This is a genomic window from Streptomyces sp. NBC_01217 (assembly GCF_035994185.1).
Lineage (GTDB): Bacteria > Actinomycetota > Actinomycetes > Streptomycetales > Streptomycetaceae > Streptomyces.
The window spans coordinates 4007501-4022617 of record NZ_CP108538.1; the positions used below are offsets into that span (position 1 = coordinate 4007501).

Consider the following 15117-nt stretch of genomic DNA (forward strand, 5'->3'; position numbering starts at 1 on the left):
GGACGCTGGGCGCGGATGAGCTGGCGCGGGCCACCGCCGTGTCGTTGCACGGCGGTGGCTTCGCGAAGGTGGTGCGCAGTGCGGAGCTGATCGAGGCCGCGGGGTAGGGCCGGACAAACGGGCGCGGCCGTCAGCCGTTGCCGGAGGCGAGTTCGCGGCTGCGGTCGCGAGCGGCTTCGAGGGCGGCGATCAGGGCGGCTCGTACGCCGTGGTTCTCCAGCTCGCGGATGGCGCTGATGGTGGTGCCGGCCGGGCTGGTGACGGCTTCGCGGAGCTTGACCGGGTGTTCGCCGCTGTCGCGGAGCATCACGGCGGCTCCGATGGCGGCCTGGACGATCAGCTCGTGGGCCTGGGCGCGGGGCAGGCCGAGCAGGATGCCCGCGTCGGTCATCGCCTCGACGAGGAAGTAGAAGTACGCGGGGCCCGAGCCGGAGAGGGCGGTGGCCGCGTCCTGCTGGGACTCGGGGACGCGCAGGGTCTTGCCGACGCCGCCGAAGATCGCCTCGGCGGCGGCGAGGTGCTCGGTGGTGGCGTGGCTGCCCGCGGAGATGACGGACATCCCCTCGTCGACGAGGACGGGGGTGTTCGGCATGACGCGTACGACCGGGGTGTTCGCGGTGAGGCGGTCCTCGATGAAGGCGGTCGTGATGCCTGCGGCGGCGCTGATGACCAGACGGTCGGCGGTGACGTGCTCGGCGAGCTCGTCGAGCAGCCGGCCCATGTCCTGGGGCTTCACCGCGAGGATGAGGATGTCGGCGCGCTTGGCGGCCTCGGCGTTGGTGACGGTTTCGACGCCGTATCGGCTGTGGAGTTCCTCGGCACGCTCGGAGCGGCGGGTGGTGACCAGCAGGTTCGCCGGGCGCCAGCCTGCCCGGATCATGCCGCTGAGCAGGGCTTCGCCGATCTTGCCGGTGCCGAGGACTGCGACTGTCTGGGTCATGCGGTTCACCCTCCGGACGGTGCGGTGGTTCGCGGTTCTGGTGGTTCGCGGTTCTGGTGGTTCGCGGTTCTGGTGGTACGTCGTCGTCGCCATCCTCGCACCGTGGCCTCAGGCGGTGCGGCGGCGGAGCGTGGCGGCGCCGAGGGTGAGGACGAGGAGTGCGCAGCCCGCGACGATCAGGACGTCCCGGATGAAGTCGCCGGTGACGTCGGTGTGGTGGAGGACCTCGTTCATGCCGTCGACCGCGTACGACATGGGCAGGACGTTCGAGACCGCTTCGAGGGCGGGTGCCATCCGGTCGCGCGCGATGAACAGGCCGCAGAGCAGGAGCTGCGGGAAGATCACGGCCGGCATGAACTGGACGGCCTGGAACTCGGACGCGGCGAAGGCGGAGACGAAGAGGCCCAGTGCCGTGCCGAGCAGGGCGTCGAGCAGGGCGACCAGGAGCAGCAGCCACGGGGAGCCGGTGACGTCCAGTCCGAGTGCCCAGACCGAGAGCGCGGTGGCCAGGAGGGACTGGACGATCGCGACGGCGCCGAAGGCGAGGGCGTAGCCGCCGATCAGGTCGCCCTTGCCGAGCGGCATGGCGAGGAGGCGTTCGAGGGTGCCCGAGGTGCGTTCGCGCAGGGTGGCGATCGAGGTCACCAGGAACATCGTGATCAGCGGAAAGATGCCGAGGAGCGAGGCGCCGATGGCGTCGAAGGTGCGGGGGCTGCCGTCGAACACGTACCGGAGCAGCGTGATCATCACGACCGGGATCAGGAGGAGCAGCGCGACGGTGCGGGGGTCGTGGGTCAGTTGGCGCAGGACGCGTGCGGCGGTGGCGAGCGTGCGGGCGGGGCTGAGGGGTGGCGCGGCGGGGTGGGGGTGGTGCTGGGTGCGGACCCGGGGTGAGGGCTGCGGGGTGGGGTTCGGGGCGGGCTGAGGGGTCGGCTGCGGGGTCCTGGTGCTCATCGGGCGGTCTCCTGACGGGTGGCGGCTTCGTCGACCAGGTGGAGGAACGCCTCTTCGACGGTGGCGGTGCGGGCGGCGGTGCGCAGTGCCTCGGGGGTGTCGTCGGCGAGGATCCGGCCCTCGCGCATGAGGAGCAGCCGGTGGCAGCGCTCGGCCTCGTCCATGACGTGGGAGGAGACGAGGAGTGTGGTGCCGCGGTCGGCGGCGAGGGCGTGGAAGAGGTTCCACAGGTCGCGGCGCAGCACCGGGTCCAGGCCGACGGTCGGTTCGTCGAGGACCAGAAGTTCGGGGGTGCCGAGCAATGCCACGGCGAGGGAGACCCGGGTGAGCTGGCCGCCGGAGAGGGTGCCGGCGAGGGCGTCGGCGTGGCTGGTCAGGTCGACCTCGGCGATCGCGCGGGTGACGGCGGCGCGGCGGGCGTCCCGGTGCCGGCGGCCCGGCTGGAGGACCGCCGCGAAGTAGTCGAGGTTCTGCCGGACGGTCAGGTCGGTGTAGACGGACGGGGCCTGGGTGACGTACCCGATGCGCGGGCGGAGGGCGGGGTGGCCCGCGGGGCTGCCGAGCACGTCGAGGGTGCCGGTGACCTTGGCCTGGGTGCCCACGACAGCACGCATCAGGGTGGATTTGCCGCAGCCGGAGGGGCCGAGGAGGCCGGTGATCCTGCCGGGTTCGACGGTGAAGTCGAGGTCGCGGAGGACGGTGCGGTTGCCTCGTACGACGGTGAGGCCGCGGGCCTCGATGGCGACGCCCGAAGAATTCATCATGTGATGAATTTTGATCCCGGCGGTGTCGGTCCGTCAAGAGGGCGTGAGCGGGCGGGGGCGTGAACGGAGCGGGGCATTCCACCTCATTGCGCTTCCGCGGCCTCCGGCCGGTTCCCGGATCCGGGCCGGGTATTCAACTCCCGTAAAGGACAATGAATTTCACCGTCCCTCGGTACTCATGCATCTCCCTGTCCATGACGTGTCCGCCAGTCAGTCGACGGAGGTGCTTCCCGTGCGTGGTTTTCCTGACTGCCCGAGCTTTCGACCCTTTCCGTTGTCGCGTGCCGACTTCGCCTCTTCGCGCGTCGTCTTCCTGGTCGCCCTGCCGCTGTGTGTGGGTGCGGCCGCCGCCTCCGGGGCGCTGCTTGTACTCACGCTGTGGCCGAAGTGGCGGCGGGCGGCCTGCTGGTGCATGCGGGCTTCAGGCTCGTTCCCCTACGGGCGTCGGTGCCGCTGTGGCGGGAGCATCGCGGGGAGGCGATGGTGCTGGCGGTGACGGTGACGGCCGGGACGATCGTGGCGACGAGCGCGAGGCGCTTCGGCCTGCGGGTCAGGAGTCCGGTGCGGACGGGGACGGGGGTGAGCCCGGGCGGATCGCCACGCTCAGGTCGACCACGTAGCTCTCCTCGACCGTGCCGTCCGAGAACAGCTCCGCGAGCCGGTCGCGCTCCTCGGTGAGGAATCGGTAGGTGGGTTCTTCAGCCCGGACCAGGAAGGCGGAGTGGCTGCCGAGGTTGGCGAGGTGGGTGTCGAGGGACACCCGTCGGGTCCAGGGCACGGTGCGGTGTACGAAGTCGAGCTCGGACGGCAGGTCGCGGGAGTGTACGGACGAGCCGTGGGCGCTGTCGCCCGCGCCGAGGAAACGGCGGAGGCGGGCGTCCTGCTCGGCGATCCAGGGGACGGCGTGATCGGAGACGTTCCACCAGAGGGCGAGTGCGCCGCCGGGGCGCAGGACCCGCAGGGCCTCGGGGGTGGCGCGGCTCGGGTCGGTCCAGTGCCAGGACTGGGCGTACGTGATCAGGTCGGCCGACGCGGTGGCGAGGGGGAGGCGGTTGCCGTCGCCGCGCACGATCGCCACGTACGGGAGTGCGCGGTGCAGCTCTTCCGCCATGCCGGGGCCCGGTTCCACCGCCGTCACCCGGGCGCCCCGGTCGTGGAGGAGCCGGGTGGAGATACCCGTGCCCGCACCGACGTCGACCGTGCGGGCGCCACGCAGGGGCCGGCCGGCCAGCTCCTCGACGGCGTCGAAGAGAACGGGCGGGTAGCCGGGGCGGGCTGCGGCGTACTGAGCTGCTGCGCGATCGAAGGAGAGCGCGCGGGGGGAGGCGACAGGAGGGCGAGAGCCGGGGCCAGGGGCGGAAGAAGGCATGGGGCCATGATGGCCGGTGCGGGGGGCTTGTGCCGGTGCAGGGGGCTTGGCCGGTACGGGGGGCTTGGCCGGTACGGGGGGCTTGGCCGGTCGTTGTTGGCGCAGGCCGCAGGAGTTGGCCCGCGGACGCGTGCGGCTACTTGCGCTTGGGGCGCTTGCTCCTGGTCGATTTACGGGCGGCCGGGTTTCCGGTGCGGGCCGAGCGGCGCTTTGCGTAGCGGGCCTGGGCCGTCTCGTACTCCGTGCGGCGCAGTTGCTCGCCCGGCGCCTCCTTGAACGTACGGAGGAAATACGCGATCAACGAGCCCACGAAGCCGATCGTCTTGAGCCCGCGCAGATTGGCCTCGCGCGCCGGATCGGCCGGGCGGCGGCTGAACCCCTCCCAGGTCTTGCGGAAGGCGATGGCGCTGCAGACGGCGAACATCAGGACGACCAGGATGCCGACGAGATCGCCGACGTCGGCGATCTGCAGTCCCTGGAAGGCGAAGCGGAGTACGAAGCAGGCGGCGACCGCGGCGACGAGGGAGCCGACCGCCGCCCCGACGCGTCGCAGCCCGTAGCCCCCGTCGTGGTCGACCCAGGTCGTACCGAAGAAGAGCAGGGGCTCGGGCTGCGGGCCGGGCGTGGTGGAGCCGGGCGTACTGCTGCCGGGCGTGGGGTCGGCGCCGGGGGCTTCGCTGTTCTCGCTCACGAGGTCGATTATCCCCGGGCGCCCGCGGCCCCGGGGACCGGCGCCGTACCGGTCAGTCGCAGCGCGGGGCGATGTAGCCGTCGCTGCCCGTGTGGACGTAGGCGTCCGACACGAACTGGCCGTTGGCGATGTTGTCCCAGAGGTTCGAGGTGCCGTACGGGCCGGTGACCCACTCCCCGGGCTTCTGGCAGTAGACCGGAACCTTCATTCCGTACGGCAGCGTCCTGACGATGCCGTACTGGGTGCCCGGCCCCCTGCGGACGTTGACGCGGTAGCCGGGCGCGATGGGGTACCTGGTGACGTCGTCGGTGGCGGCGGCTTCGAAGGTGCCGTCAGCGGCTTCGGTGGTGCTGTCGGTGTGCTCTTCCATGGCCCGTGGGCCCTCCCCCGTCGAGACGATGTGTACGACGCGCAGGTTACAAGCCACGTCCGAATCGCACGCACCATCGACTAGGCTCCGTGCGTCGCGCTTGCGCACGAACACACGGGGGTGGGCGATGCCGCCGCTGCGAGGTACCGGAGCCGATCCGGAAGCGGAGCATCCTGAGTACGCCGGTCACTACCGCCTTGAGGCATGTCTCGGCGAGGGCGGCATGGGTGTCGTGCACCTGGCGCGCTCCGCCTCGGGGCTGCAGCTCGCCGTCAAGGTGGTGCATCGGCAATACTCCGCGGACCCCGAGTTCAGAGCGCGTTTCCGGCAGGAGGTCGGGGCGGCCAGGCGGGTCAGCGGGGCCTTCACGGCGCCGGTCGTCGATGCCGATCCGGACGCCGCACGGCCGTGGATGGCCACCCTGTACGTACCCGGCCCCACGCTCTCCGACCAGGTGAAGCGGAACGGGCCGATGGCCCCCGCCGAACTGCGCAGGCTGACGGCGGGACTCGCCGAGGCACTGCGCGACATCCATCGGGCCGGAGTGATCCACCGCGATCTCAAGCCGAGCAATGTGCTGCTCTCCGACTCCGGGCCCAAGGTCATCGACTTCGGGATCTCCCGGCCGTACGACAGCGATCTGCGCACCGAGACGGGCAAGCTGATCGGCTCGCCGCCGTACATGGCGCCCGAGCAGTTCCAGCGGCCGCGTGAGGTCGGGCCCGCGGCGGATGTGTTCGCCCTGGGGGCCGTGCTCGTCCATGCGGCGACCGGCCGGGGGCCCTTCGACTCGGACAGCCCGTACATCGTGGCGTACCAGGTGGTGCACGACGAGGCCGATCTCGCGGGGGTGCCGACGGACCTGGCGCCGCTGGTCGGGCAGTGCCTGGCGAAGGACCCTGCAGAACGGCCCACTCCGGACGACATCATGGTGGCGCTGCGCCCTCCTTCGTACGACGCAGCCGCGTTCATACCGTCGCAGCGGCGACCGGTGGCCGTCGAAGCCGGGATCGCGGCCGAGGCAACGGCCGCGGCGGTCGCGGACACGCATGTGGGCGCGGGCGCGGCGGCGCGGGGCGGCAGCGGCGGGGCGACCGCGAGCGGTGGCGGCAAGCGGCGCTGGCTGGTGGCCGCCGCGGCGCTGCTCGCCGTCGGTGGGGGCGGGGTGTGGGCGGCCGGTGTGACGGGCGACTCCACCGGTTCCGCCGGCTCGGGCAAGTCGGGCGGGGCGAAGGGCTCGGCGGTGGCGTTCGCGCCGTGGCGAACTCCTCTTCCGGCCTCGGGCAGCTCCACTCCGGTCTGTTTCTCGGCGGGCGGTTCCGGCGAGGATGCCTCCGAACGGTCCGCGTCGGCGCTGTACTGCGCGGCCGTCGGTATCGGCGTCGCCCGGCTGGACCCCGCGGACGGCCGGCTGCTGTGGTCCCGTCGCGGCCCCTCCGGGGACACCGCGCCGGCCGGCGTGGTGTCGGTCTCCGGTGGTCTGGTGCATACGGCGACGGCGGGCGGGAAGCTCCGGGCGTACGACCCCGCCGACGGCGAACAGGTCTGGGACGCGGACCTCTCCCCGTACGTCGGCACCCCCTTCGCCGCAGGCGACACGCTGCTGCTGGTCGGCGAGGACGGCGCGACCGAGGCGCTCGACTCCGCGACCGGCGCGTCCCTCTGGCGGCACCCCCTCGGCGGGCACCAGCGGCCGGACTACGCGCTGTACGACGACGGATCGGGGCTGGCCTACGCGTTCGAGCACTCGGCCTACGGATCCACCACGCTGGTCACGGCCCTCGACCCGGCGACCGGGCACGCGGCCTGGCAGCGGCGGCTGGACGGAATGCTCACCCCGGTGGGGACCTCGGACGGTGCGCTCGTCCTGACGTCCATGACCGAGGACGCCCAGACGGTCGGGCTCGTGCGTTACGACCCGGAGAGCAGGCGCGTGGCACGGGTGGCGCTGCCGTTCCGGATGAACGAACCGGAGGTCGTGATCGGCGGGGACACCGCCTATCTGCTGGCGCACGGCGGGACACTGGTCGCCGTCGGCACGCGCCCGGCCGACGGCGGGGCGGCGCTCTGGCAGCTGGAGACCGCTGCCGGGCGGACGTCGGCGCCCGTTCTCGCCGCCGGGAACCGGCTGTACTTCTCGGCGGCGGACGGGCGGCTGCTCGCCGTGGACACGGAGCGCGGAACGCTGCTGGGGCAGACGGGCCCCCGGCTCCGGGACGGGAGGCTCGCGTACGCCTCGGCGCTGCCCGCCCCTGTCGCCGCGGGCCGGACCGTCTTCGGGACCGCGCCGGACGGGTCCGTGTTCGCCGTCGACGGAAAGGACCCCGCTCACTGGTGAGAGCGGGGTCCTTCCTGGGTTCTTGCGTCCCGAGTCGGTTCAGCCGAGCTTGGAGACGTCCCGCACCGCGCCCCGGTCCGCGCTCGTCGCCATCGCCGCGTACGCGCGCAGCGCCGCGCTGACCTTGCGGTCGCGGTTCTTCGGCGCGTACACGCCGTTCAGCGCCTCGCGGCGGGTGGTCAGCTCGGCCTCGGGGACGAGCAGCTCGATCGAACGGTTCGGGATGTCGATCCTGATCCGGTCGCCGTCCTCGACCAGCGCGATCGCGCCGCCCGCCGCGGCCTCCGGCGACGCGTGGCCGATGGACAGGCCCGACGTACCGCCGGAGAAGCGGCCGTCGGTCACCAGGGCGCAGCTCTTGCCGAGACCGCGGCCCTTGAGGAAGGACGTGGGGTAGAGCATCTCCTGCATGCCGGGGCCGCCGCGCGGGCCCTCGTAACGGATGACGACGACGTCGCCCTCCTTGATCTCCTTGCGGAGGATCTTGTCGACGGCCTCGTCCTGCGACTCGCAGACGACCGCCGGGCCCTCGAAGGTCCAGATCGACTCGTCGACGCCCGCCGTCTTCACGACGCAGCCGTCCTCGGCGAGGTTCCCCTTGAGGACCGCGAGGCCGCCGTCCTTGGAGTACGCGTGCGCCATGTCGCGGATGCAGCCGCCCGCCGCGTCCAGGTCGAGGGTCTCCCAGCGCTCGGACTGCGAGAAGGCGGTCGCGGAACGGACGCATCCGGGGGCCGCGTGCCACAGCTCGACGGCCTCGGGGGACGGGGAGCCGCCGCGGATGTCCCAGTTCTTCAGCCACTCGGCGAGGGAGTCGGTGTGCACCGAGTGCACGTCCTCGTTGAGCAAGCCGCCGCGGTGCAGCTCGCCGAGGATGGCGGGGATGCCGCCGGCCCGGTGCACGTCCTCCATGTAGTACGTGCCGCCGGGGGCCACGTTGGGCGCGACCTTCGACAGGCAGGGGACGCGGCGCGAGACCTCGTTGATGTCGTCGAGGTCGTACGCCAGCTCGGCCTCCTGGGCGGCGGCGAGCAGGTGCAGGATCGTGTTGGTCGAGCCGCCCATGGCGATGTCGAGCGCCATGGCGTTGTCGAACGCGGCGCGGGTGCCGATGGAGCGGGGCAGGACCGTCGCGTCGTCCTGCTCGTAGTAGCGCTTGGTGATCTCGACGACCGTACGGCCTGCCTCCTCGTACAGCGCCTTGCGGGCGGTGTGCGTGGCGAGAACGGAGCCGTTGCCGGGGAGGGAGAGACCGAGGACCTCGGTCAGACAGTTCATCGAGTTGGCGGTGAACATGCCGGAACAGCTGCCGCACGTGGGGCAGGCGTTCTCCTCGATACGCAGGATGTCCTCGTCCGAGACGTTCTCGTTGACGGCGTCGCTGATCGCGTTGATCAGGTCGAGTTTGCGCACCGTGCCGTCGACGAGGGTGGCCTGGCCGGCCTCCATCGGACCGCCGGAGACGAAGACCGTCGGGATGTTGAGGCGCATCGCGGCCATCAGCATGCCGGGGGTGATCTTGTCGCAGTTGGAGATGCAGATCAGCGCGTCCGCGCAGTGCGCCTCGACCATGTACTCGACGGAGTCGGCGATCAGGTCGCGGGAGGGGAGGCTGAACAGCATCCCGGCGTGGCCCATCGCGATGCCGTCGTCGACGGCGATGGTGTTGAACTCGCGCGGGACGGCGCCTGCGGCCTTGATGGCGTCGGAGACGATCCGGCCGACGGGCGCGAGGTGGGTGTGGCCCGGGACGAACTCGGTGAAGGAGTTGGCGACCGCGATGATCGGCTTGCCGATGTCCTCGCTCGCTACGCCCGAGGCCCGCATAAGGGCGCGGGCGCCCGCCATGTTGCGGCCGTGGGTGACAGTGCGGGACCTCAGCTGGGGCATCGTCTCTCGCTCCTTCGACATCAAAGACTGTCTCCGAGCGTACGCCTCCGGCTCCAAGATCTGGACACTGTGTCCGGTATGCGGGATCGGGTGATCGGTGGGTGGGCGGGAGGTGCCGGGTGCGGTGGGATTCGGCGGGGGCCGGGAGCGACCCCGTTCCTCAAACGCCGGAGGGGTTGGGGATGTCGGGTTCCGTCAGGTAGCGCTGCAGTGTCGGTGCGACCATTTCGATGATCTTCTCGGGGGGCGCCGAAGCCAGCGGCTCCGCCTGGATGACGTAGCGCAGCATCACGATGCCCAGCATCTGCGAGGCGGCCAGTTCCGCGCGGAACGTCGCGTCCGGTACGTCCAGTGCCTCGGCGACGCGTTCCAGGAGGCGGCGCAGGACGAAGCCGCGCAGGACCTTCGCCGCTGCCTCGTGCGTCAGCGCGGAGCGCATGATCGCCAGCAGGGGGGCCCTGGTCGCCGGGTTCTCCCATACGGCGATGAAGTAGCGGGCCAGGCGCTCCCCCAGGCCGTCCGTGTCGCTGCCGAGGATGGACGGGATCACCAGGGCCGGTTCGAAGGAGAGCTCGATGGCGGCCGCGAAGACCTCGTCCTTCGTACCGAAGTAGTGGTGGACGAGGGCGGAGTCGACGCCTGCCGCCTTGGCGATGCCCCGGATCGACGTCTTGTCGTAGCCGCGCTCCGCGAATTCGGTGCGGGCCGCCTCCAGGATGCGGGTGCGGGCGTCGGGGCCGGTGGTCTCGGTCTTGCGGGAGGGACGACCGCGGCGCTTGGGGGCGGGGCCCGTGGGATCGGTGGGGCCACCGGTCATGGGCGCGGCGCCTCGGCCGAGGACGACGCCAGGTGGAGGCGGGTGAAGGCCAGCGCCTCCGCCAGGTCGGCCTCGCGTTCGGCGGTGGACATGGCGCGGCGGGTGTTGACCTCGATGACGACATGGCCGTCGAAGCCGGTACGGGCCAGCTGCTCCAGGAGTTCGGCGCAGGGCTGGTCGCCGCGGCCGGGCACCAGGTGCTCGTCCTTGTTGGAGCCCTTGCCGTCGGCGAGATGGATGTGGGCGAGCCGGTCGCCCATCCTGCCGACCATCGCCATGCTGTCCGTACGGGCCGTCGCGGTGTGCGAGAGGTCCACGGTGAAGTGGCGGTAGTCGTCGCTGGTGACGTCCCAGTCGGGGGCGTACGCGAGCATCTCGCGGTCCCGGTAGCGCCAGGGATACATGTTCTCGACGGCGAACTTCACATCGGTCTCGTCCGCCATGCGCCAGATCCCGGTGACGAAGTCGCGCGCGTAGTTGCGCTGCCAACGAAACGGCGGGTGGACGACGACGGTCGTCGCACCGAGCTTCTCCGCGGCGGCACGGGCCCGCTGGAGCTTCACCCACGGATCGGTCGACCAGACGCGCTGCGTGATCAGCAGGCAGGGTGCGTGGACGGCCAGGATCGGCACCTGGTGGTAGTCCGAGAGCCGTCGCAGCGCCTCGATGTCCTGGCTGACGGGGTCGGTCCACACCATGACCTCGACACCGTCGTAACCAAGACGCGCGGCGATCTCGAAGGCCGTCGCCGTCGACTCCGGGTAGACGGAAGCCGTCGACAGGGCGACCTTCGCATCCGGGATGCGCACCACTGGTTCTGCCACTGGGACAGCGTACGGGCAGTGCGTCGCCACGCCGAGAGGCCCCGGCGGAAAGCGAGGAGGGCCATGAAGGGCGGGGTCCGGCCCGAGGGTGCAAGCCGAAACGCCCCGCGCGTGCTCAGCCCGGTGCGGGCTGCTCCGCCTTTCCGCCGGCTCCGTCTACTCCGCCGGCAGGTGGTCCAGGCGGCGCAGGATGACGCCCTCGCGCAGCGCCCAGGGGCAGATCTCCAGCTCCTCGACCCCGAACAGATCCATCGCCCCCTCCGCCACCAGCGCCCCGGCCAGCAGCTGGGAGGCCCGGCCCTCGGAGACCCCGGGCAGGGTGCCCCGCTGCTCGGCGGTCATCGCGGCCAGCTTCGGCACCCACTCCTCCAGCGCCTTGCGGGTGAGGGCGCGCTGAACGTACAGGCCGTCGGTGGAGCGTGCGGCGCCCGCGATCCTGGCGAGCTGCTTGAAGGTCTTGGAGGTGCCGACGACATGGTCCGGGCGCCCGAAGCGGGTGAATTCGCCGACGCTGCGGGCGATCCTGGCCCGTACGTGGCGGCGCAGCACCTTCACCTCCGCCGGGTCCGGCGGATCGCCCGGCAGCCATCCGGCGGTGAGCCGGCCGGCCCCGAGCGGCAGCGACACCGCGGCGTCCGGCTCCTCGTCCATGCCGTACGCGATCTCCAGCGAGCCGCCCCCGATGTCCAGGACCAGCAGCCGTCCCGCCGACCAGCCGAACCAGCGGCGCGCGGCGAGGAAGGTGAGCCGGGCCTCCTCCGCACCGCTGAGCACGGCGAGGTCGATGCCCGTCTCTTCCCGCACCCGGGCCATCACCTGGTCCGCGTTGCTCGCCTCCCGTACCGCCGACGTGGCGAAGGGCAGGACGTCCTCGCATCCCTTGTCCTCGGCGGCCTGCAGCGCGTCTGTGATCGTCGCCACGAGCCGGTCCACACCGTCGGGGCCGATCGCCCCGTCCCCGTCGAGAAGTTCGGCCAGGCGCAGCTCCGCCTTGTGCGAGTGCGCGGGCAGCGGGCGGGCGCCGGGGTGCGCGTCCACCACCAGCAGATGCACTGTGTTCGAACCCACGTCGAGGACTCCGAGTCTCATACCCGGAACGCTACCGGGACGGCGGACTTACTCTTGGCGCGTGCCAAAGACGAAAAAGGCGAAGCCGGGCAAAATCACGAAGAAGCAGAAAACGAAGCAGGAGATGCAACAACAGGAAGCGAACGGACCGAACCGGTCCGAAGACGAGACGGGGATCGACTTCGCACGCGCCTGGGTCGAATTCCCGGACCCGGCGGACGACGAGCAGATCTTCCGCTGCGACCTGACCTGGCTGACGTCCAGGTGGACCTGCATCTTCGGCAGTGGCTGCCAGGGCATCCAGGCGGGCCGTGCGGACGACGGGTGCTGCACGCTGGGCGCGCACTTCTCGGACGAGGACGACGAGAAGCGGGTGGCGAGCCATGTCGAACGGCTGACCCCCGATCTGTGGCAGTTCCACGACGTCGGTACGGAGACGGGCTGGGTCGAGGTCGACGACGACGGCGAACGCCAGACGCGGCGCTGGAAGGGTTCGTGCATCTTCCAGAACCGTCCCGGGTTCGCGGCGGGCGCGGGCTGCTCGCTGCACATCCTGGCGCTGCGGGAGGGCAAGGAGCCCCTGGAGACCAAGCCGGACGTCTGCTGGCAGCTGCCGATCCGGCGTACGTACGACTGGATCGACCGGCCCGACGACACGCGCGTGCTGCAGGTGTCGATCGGCGAGTACGACCGCCGGGGCTGGGGCCCGGGCGGTCACGATCTGCACTGGTGGTGCACATCGGCGACCTCGGCGCACGGGGCCGGGGAGCCGGTGTACGTGTCGTACCGCCCGGAGCTGACCGAGCTGATGGGCAAGAAGGGGTACGACCGGCTGGTCGAGCTGTGCGAGGAGCGGCTGTCCTCGCTGCTGCCGATGGCGCCGCACCCGGCGGATCCGGTCGATCCGGCGTAACGGCCGGGGCGCCTGCGGTCTACGTCACACCGGAGGCGCAGGTCACGCGGCGGGCTGTTTCAGCACTTGTTCAGCCCGTCTTCAGCCCGTCGGCGTGGCGGAGCCCGTGCCCGTCCCCGGGTCGGCGGGAGTCGACGGACCGGACGGGTCGGAAGGGTCGGGGGACGGCGTCGGGTCCGTCGGGGACGGGTCGGTCGGTGACGGCGTGGGATCGGTCGGGTCCGGTGTCGGGTCGGTCGGCTGGGTGGGGTCCGGCGAGGACGGCGGCGGATCCGACGGTACGGACGGGCCCGACGGTACGGACGGGCCCGACGGCGTGGAGGGTTCGGGCGGCCCCGAGTGCCCCGGGCCGCCGGGCGTGGGCGCCGTCGCCCCGTACCCCCGGATCGCCACGACCGAGCCCGAAGGGGCGAGGGCGATGCGTGCGCTCCAGGCACCGGCGGGCTCGCGCCGGTGGTCCACCAGGACGCGGACCGTGATGCTCTCGCCCGCGGCGAGCGTGCCCGAGGAACTGCTCAGGCGCAGCCAGGACGCATCCGCGCGGGCCGACCAGGCGACGGGTGCGCCGCCCGACGCGGTCAGCCGGATCAGTGTCGTACCGCCGGACGTGCGGACCGCGACGGTGAGCCCGCCGACGCCGCCGCGCACCGGGCCCGAGCCGATCACCTCGGCCGAGACGTCCGGGCTGCGGCCGTCCTCGAAGCGGGCGCCGGGCTGGGGACGGGCGTTGCCCGCGTTCTCGTAGTGGCCGTCCGGGGGGCCGCCGAGGTCGTGGCGGACGTCCGTCTCGGTCGCGGTGACCGACGAGCCGTCGTGGCCCTCGCCGGTCTGCGGCGCGCCGCGGTAGGCGGTCCACAGCGCGATCACCGGGGCGGCGACGACGGTCGCCACCACCGTCGTCGTCACGACCCTGGCCCGCAGCCGGTCGCGGCGCGCGGCGTGGTCCTTCGGGTCCATGGGGAAGCCCGCCCGGTCGAAGCGCGGGCCGCCGGACCGATTGCGCTGGGCGTGCACCATCGCCACGTACGCGGAGGGCCGTGGCGCCTCGACGACCGGCAGTACGGCGGCCGGGGTGACGGCCGCGCCCGGCCAGGGGCCCTCGGCGCCCGCCCGCTCGGCGGCCCGGCGGCAGCGGGGACAGTCGTCGACGTGGCGGACCAGTTCGCGGCGCAGGGCCGGGGAGAGCAGGACGCGGTGGTCGCCGGTGAGCCGGGCGACGGTGGGGCAGTTGCCGGTCTCGACGACGGCGAGGGCGGCGCGGGTGCGCTCCACCTCACAGGCCGCGGTGGCCAGGAGCTCGCGGGCGGTCGCCGGTTCGAGGCCCAGGACGGAGGCGACGGCGCGCGGGGCGAGGCGGTGGCGTACGGCGAGTTCGAGCGCTTCGCGCTGCTCGGGGGTGGTGCCCGCGGCCTCCGGCCAGGCCAGTTGGGCGAGTTCACGGCGGTGCGCCTCGGCGGCGGCGTCGGATTCCTGGGCGGGCGCGTTGCCCGCCGGGGCGCCGCCCGGCGCGGAGAGGGCGGCGACGGCCTTGGTCACGACGACAGGGGGTGTACGACGGCCGACGCGCGGGCCCTGGGTGGCCGTCCCGCTCGGCTGCTTGCCCGGAGGCCCTCCCCCCGACCGCTTCGGCTCCCGTTTCGTCTCCTGCTTGACCGGTTGCCTTCCCGGCGGCGTCCCTGCCTTGTGGTGGCGGTGCGCCTGACGGCCCTGTTTCTGCTCGGTGAGCCTGCGCAGACACGTCCATCTGGCCAGCGCGTACAGCCAGGATTTACGTTCCTCCTCGCCCGCCGGGCACCGGCCGTCCTGCCGTTCCGCGATCGCGAGCACACCGCCGAGCGCCTCAGTGGCGGCATCGTGGTCGCAGAGCACGGAGAGGCAGTAGGTGAACAGGCCGTCGAGATGCGGCTCGTAACGTGCGGGGGGCCGCTGCGGCGAAGGCTGCGCAGAGGAGTGGGGCGCACGGTGCCGCGCCCGGTGTGCGCCGGTGGTGTGCGTAGGTGGCTCCAGCCTTCTGCTCGTCACCTGGCGACCGTAGGCAGCGGAGAGCATGCCTTTAGAGCCCCTTCGACACATTTAATCCTTACGGGTGAACGTATCGCTCAAAAGGGGACTGGAGTCCCTGGTTCAGCTGATCGGGCACCGCTCGCGGACCGCGCCCGGCGGCGTTGTCGTACCCCAC

General features: G+C 72.1%; 14 protein-coding genes (1 of these 14 running past the window's edge). 3 read left to right on the top strand and 11 right to left on the bottom strand.

Features of this window, described 5'->3' with window-relative positions; genetic code table 11:
* Positions 1-107, top strand: the 3' portion of a protein-coding gene (locus tag OG507_RS17595) for a cysteine hydrolase family protein (protein WP_327368140.1). The gene continues 478 nt to the left of window position 1, outside the view; only the last 107 of its 585 coding nucleotides appear in the window; its start codon lies off the left edge, out of view; its stop codon occupies positions 105-107.
* Between the two features lie 23 nt (positions 108-130).
* Here the strand turns inward: OG507_RS17595 and proC are convergent, their stop codons facing one another.
* From proC to OG507_RS17625, 6 genes are all read right to left on the bottom strand, one after another.
* Positions 131-940, bottom strand: coding sequence for a pyrroline-5-carboxylate reductase (gene proC, locus OG507_RS17600; protein WP_327368141.1), 810 nt, complete (start codon positions 938-940; stop codon positions 131-133).
* A 108-nt stretch (positions 941-1048) separates the two neighbouring features.
* Positions 1049-1894 carry an ABC transporter permease gene (locus OG507_RS17605; protein ID WP_327368142.1) on the bottom strand — a complete coding sequence of 282 codons (846 nt, stop codon included), beginning with the start codon at positions 1892-1894 and terminating at the stop codon, positions 1049-1051.
* Positions 1891-2658, bottom strand: coding sequence for an ABC transporter ATP-binding protein (locus tag OG507_RS17610; protein WP_327368143.1), 768 nt, complete (start codon positions 2656-2658; stop codon positions 1891-1893). The genes OG507_RS17605 and OG507_RS17610 overlap by 4 nt, the downstream gene beginning before the upstream one ends.
* A 550-nt stretch (positions 2659-3208) precedes the next feature.
* Positions 3209-4027 carry a class I SAM-dependent methyltransferase gene (locus OG507_RS17615; RefSeq protein WP_327368144.1) on the bottom strand — a complete coding sequence of 273 codons (819 nt, stop codon included), beginning with the start codon at positions 4025-4027 and terminating at the stop codon, positions 3209-3211.
* Between the two features lie 136 nt (positions 4028-4163).
* On the bottom strand, positions 4164-4718 hold the full coding sequence (locus tag OG507_RS17620; protein WP_327368145.1) for a hypothetical protein: 555 nt from the start codon (positions 4716-4718) through the stop codon (positions 4164-4166).
* Between the two features lie 52 nt (positions 4719-4770).
* On the bottom strand, positions 4771-5088 hold the full coding sequence (locus OG507_RS17625) for an SH3 domain-containing protein (protein ID WP_327368146.1): 318 nt from the start codon (positions 5086-5088) through the stop codon (positions 4771-4773).
* 127 nt (positions 5089-5215) lie between these two features.
* Between OG507_RS17625 and OG507_RS17630 the strand changes: the two genes are divergently transcribed.
* Entirely contained in the window at positions 5216-7426 is a 2211-nt protein-coding gene (locus OG507_RS17630; RefSeq protein ID WP_327368147.1) for a serine/threonine-protein kinase, read from the top strand.
* Positions 7427-7465: 39 nt separating this feature from the next.
* On the opposite strand, the gene ilvD is transcribed toward OG507_RS17630, so the two are convergent.
* The 4 genes from ilvD to OG507_RS17650 all read right to left on the bottom strand — a co-directional run bounded on the left by ilvD (position 7466) and on the right by OG507_RS17650 (position 12046).
* Positions 7466-9316 (bottom strand): dihydroxy-acid dehydratase, encoded by a 1851-nt coding sequence (gene ilvD, locus OG507_RS17635; RefSeq protein ID WP_327368148.1) that lies wholly within the window; start codon positions 9314-9316, stop codon positions 7466-7468.
* Between the two features lie 160 nt (positions 9317-9476).
* Positions 9477-10133 (bottom strand): TetR/AcrR family transcriptional regulator, encoded by a 657-nt coding sequence (locus tag OG507_RS17640; protein ID WP_327368149.1) that lies wholly within the window; start codon positions 10131-10133, stop codon positions 9477-9479.
* On the bottom strand, positions 10130-10945 hold the full coding sequence (locus tag OG507_RS17645) for a sugar phosphate isomerase/epimerase family protein (RefSeq protein ID WP_327372011.1): 816 nt from the start codon (positions 10943-10945) through the stop codon (positions 10130-10132). Before OG507_RS17645 ends, OG507_RS17640 begins: the two co-directional genes overlap by 4 nt.
* A gap of 168 nt (positions 10946-11113) precedes the next feature.
* Positions 11114-12046 (bottom strand): Ppx/GppA phosphatase family protein, encoded by a 933-nt coding sequence (locus tag OG507_RS17650; RefSeq protein WP_327368150.1) that lies wholly within the window; start codon positions 12044-12046, stop codon positions 11114-11116.
* Positions 12047-12086: 40 nt separating this feature from the next.
* On the opposite strand from OG507_RS17650, the gene OG507_RS17655 reads away from it, so the two are divergent.
* Entirely contained in the window at positions 12087-12938 is an 852-nt protein-coding gene (locus OG507_RS17655; RefSeq protein ID WP_327368151.1) for a hypothetical protein, read from the top strand.
* Between the two features lie 81 nt (positions 12939-13019).
* Here the strand turns inward: OG507_RS17655 and OG507_RS17660 are convergent, their stop codons facing one another.
* Positions 13020-14960, bottom strand: coding sequence for a BACON domain-containing protein (locus OG507_RS17660; RefSeq protein WP_442810992.1), 1941 nt, complete (start codon positions 14958-14960; stop codon positions 13020-13022).
* Positions 14961-15117 lie beyond the last annotated feature (157 nt).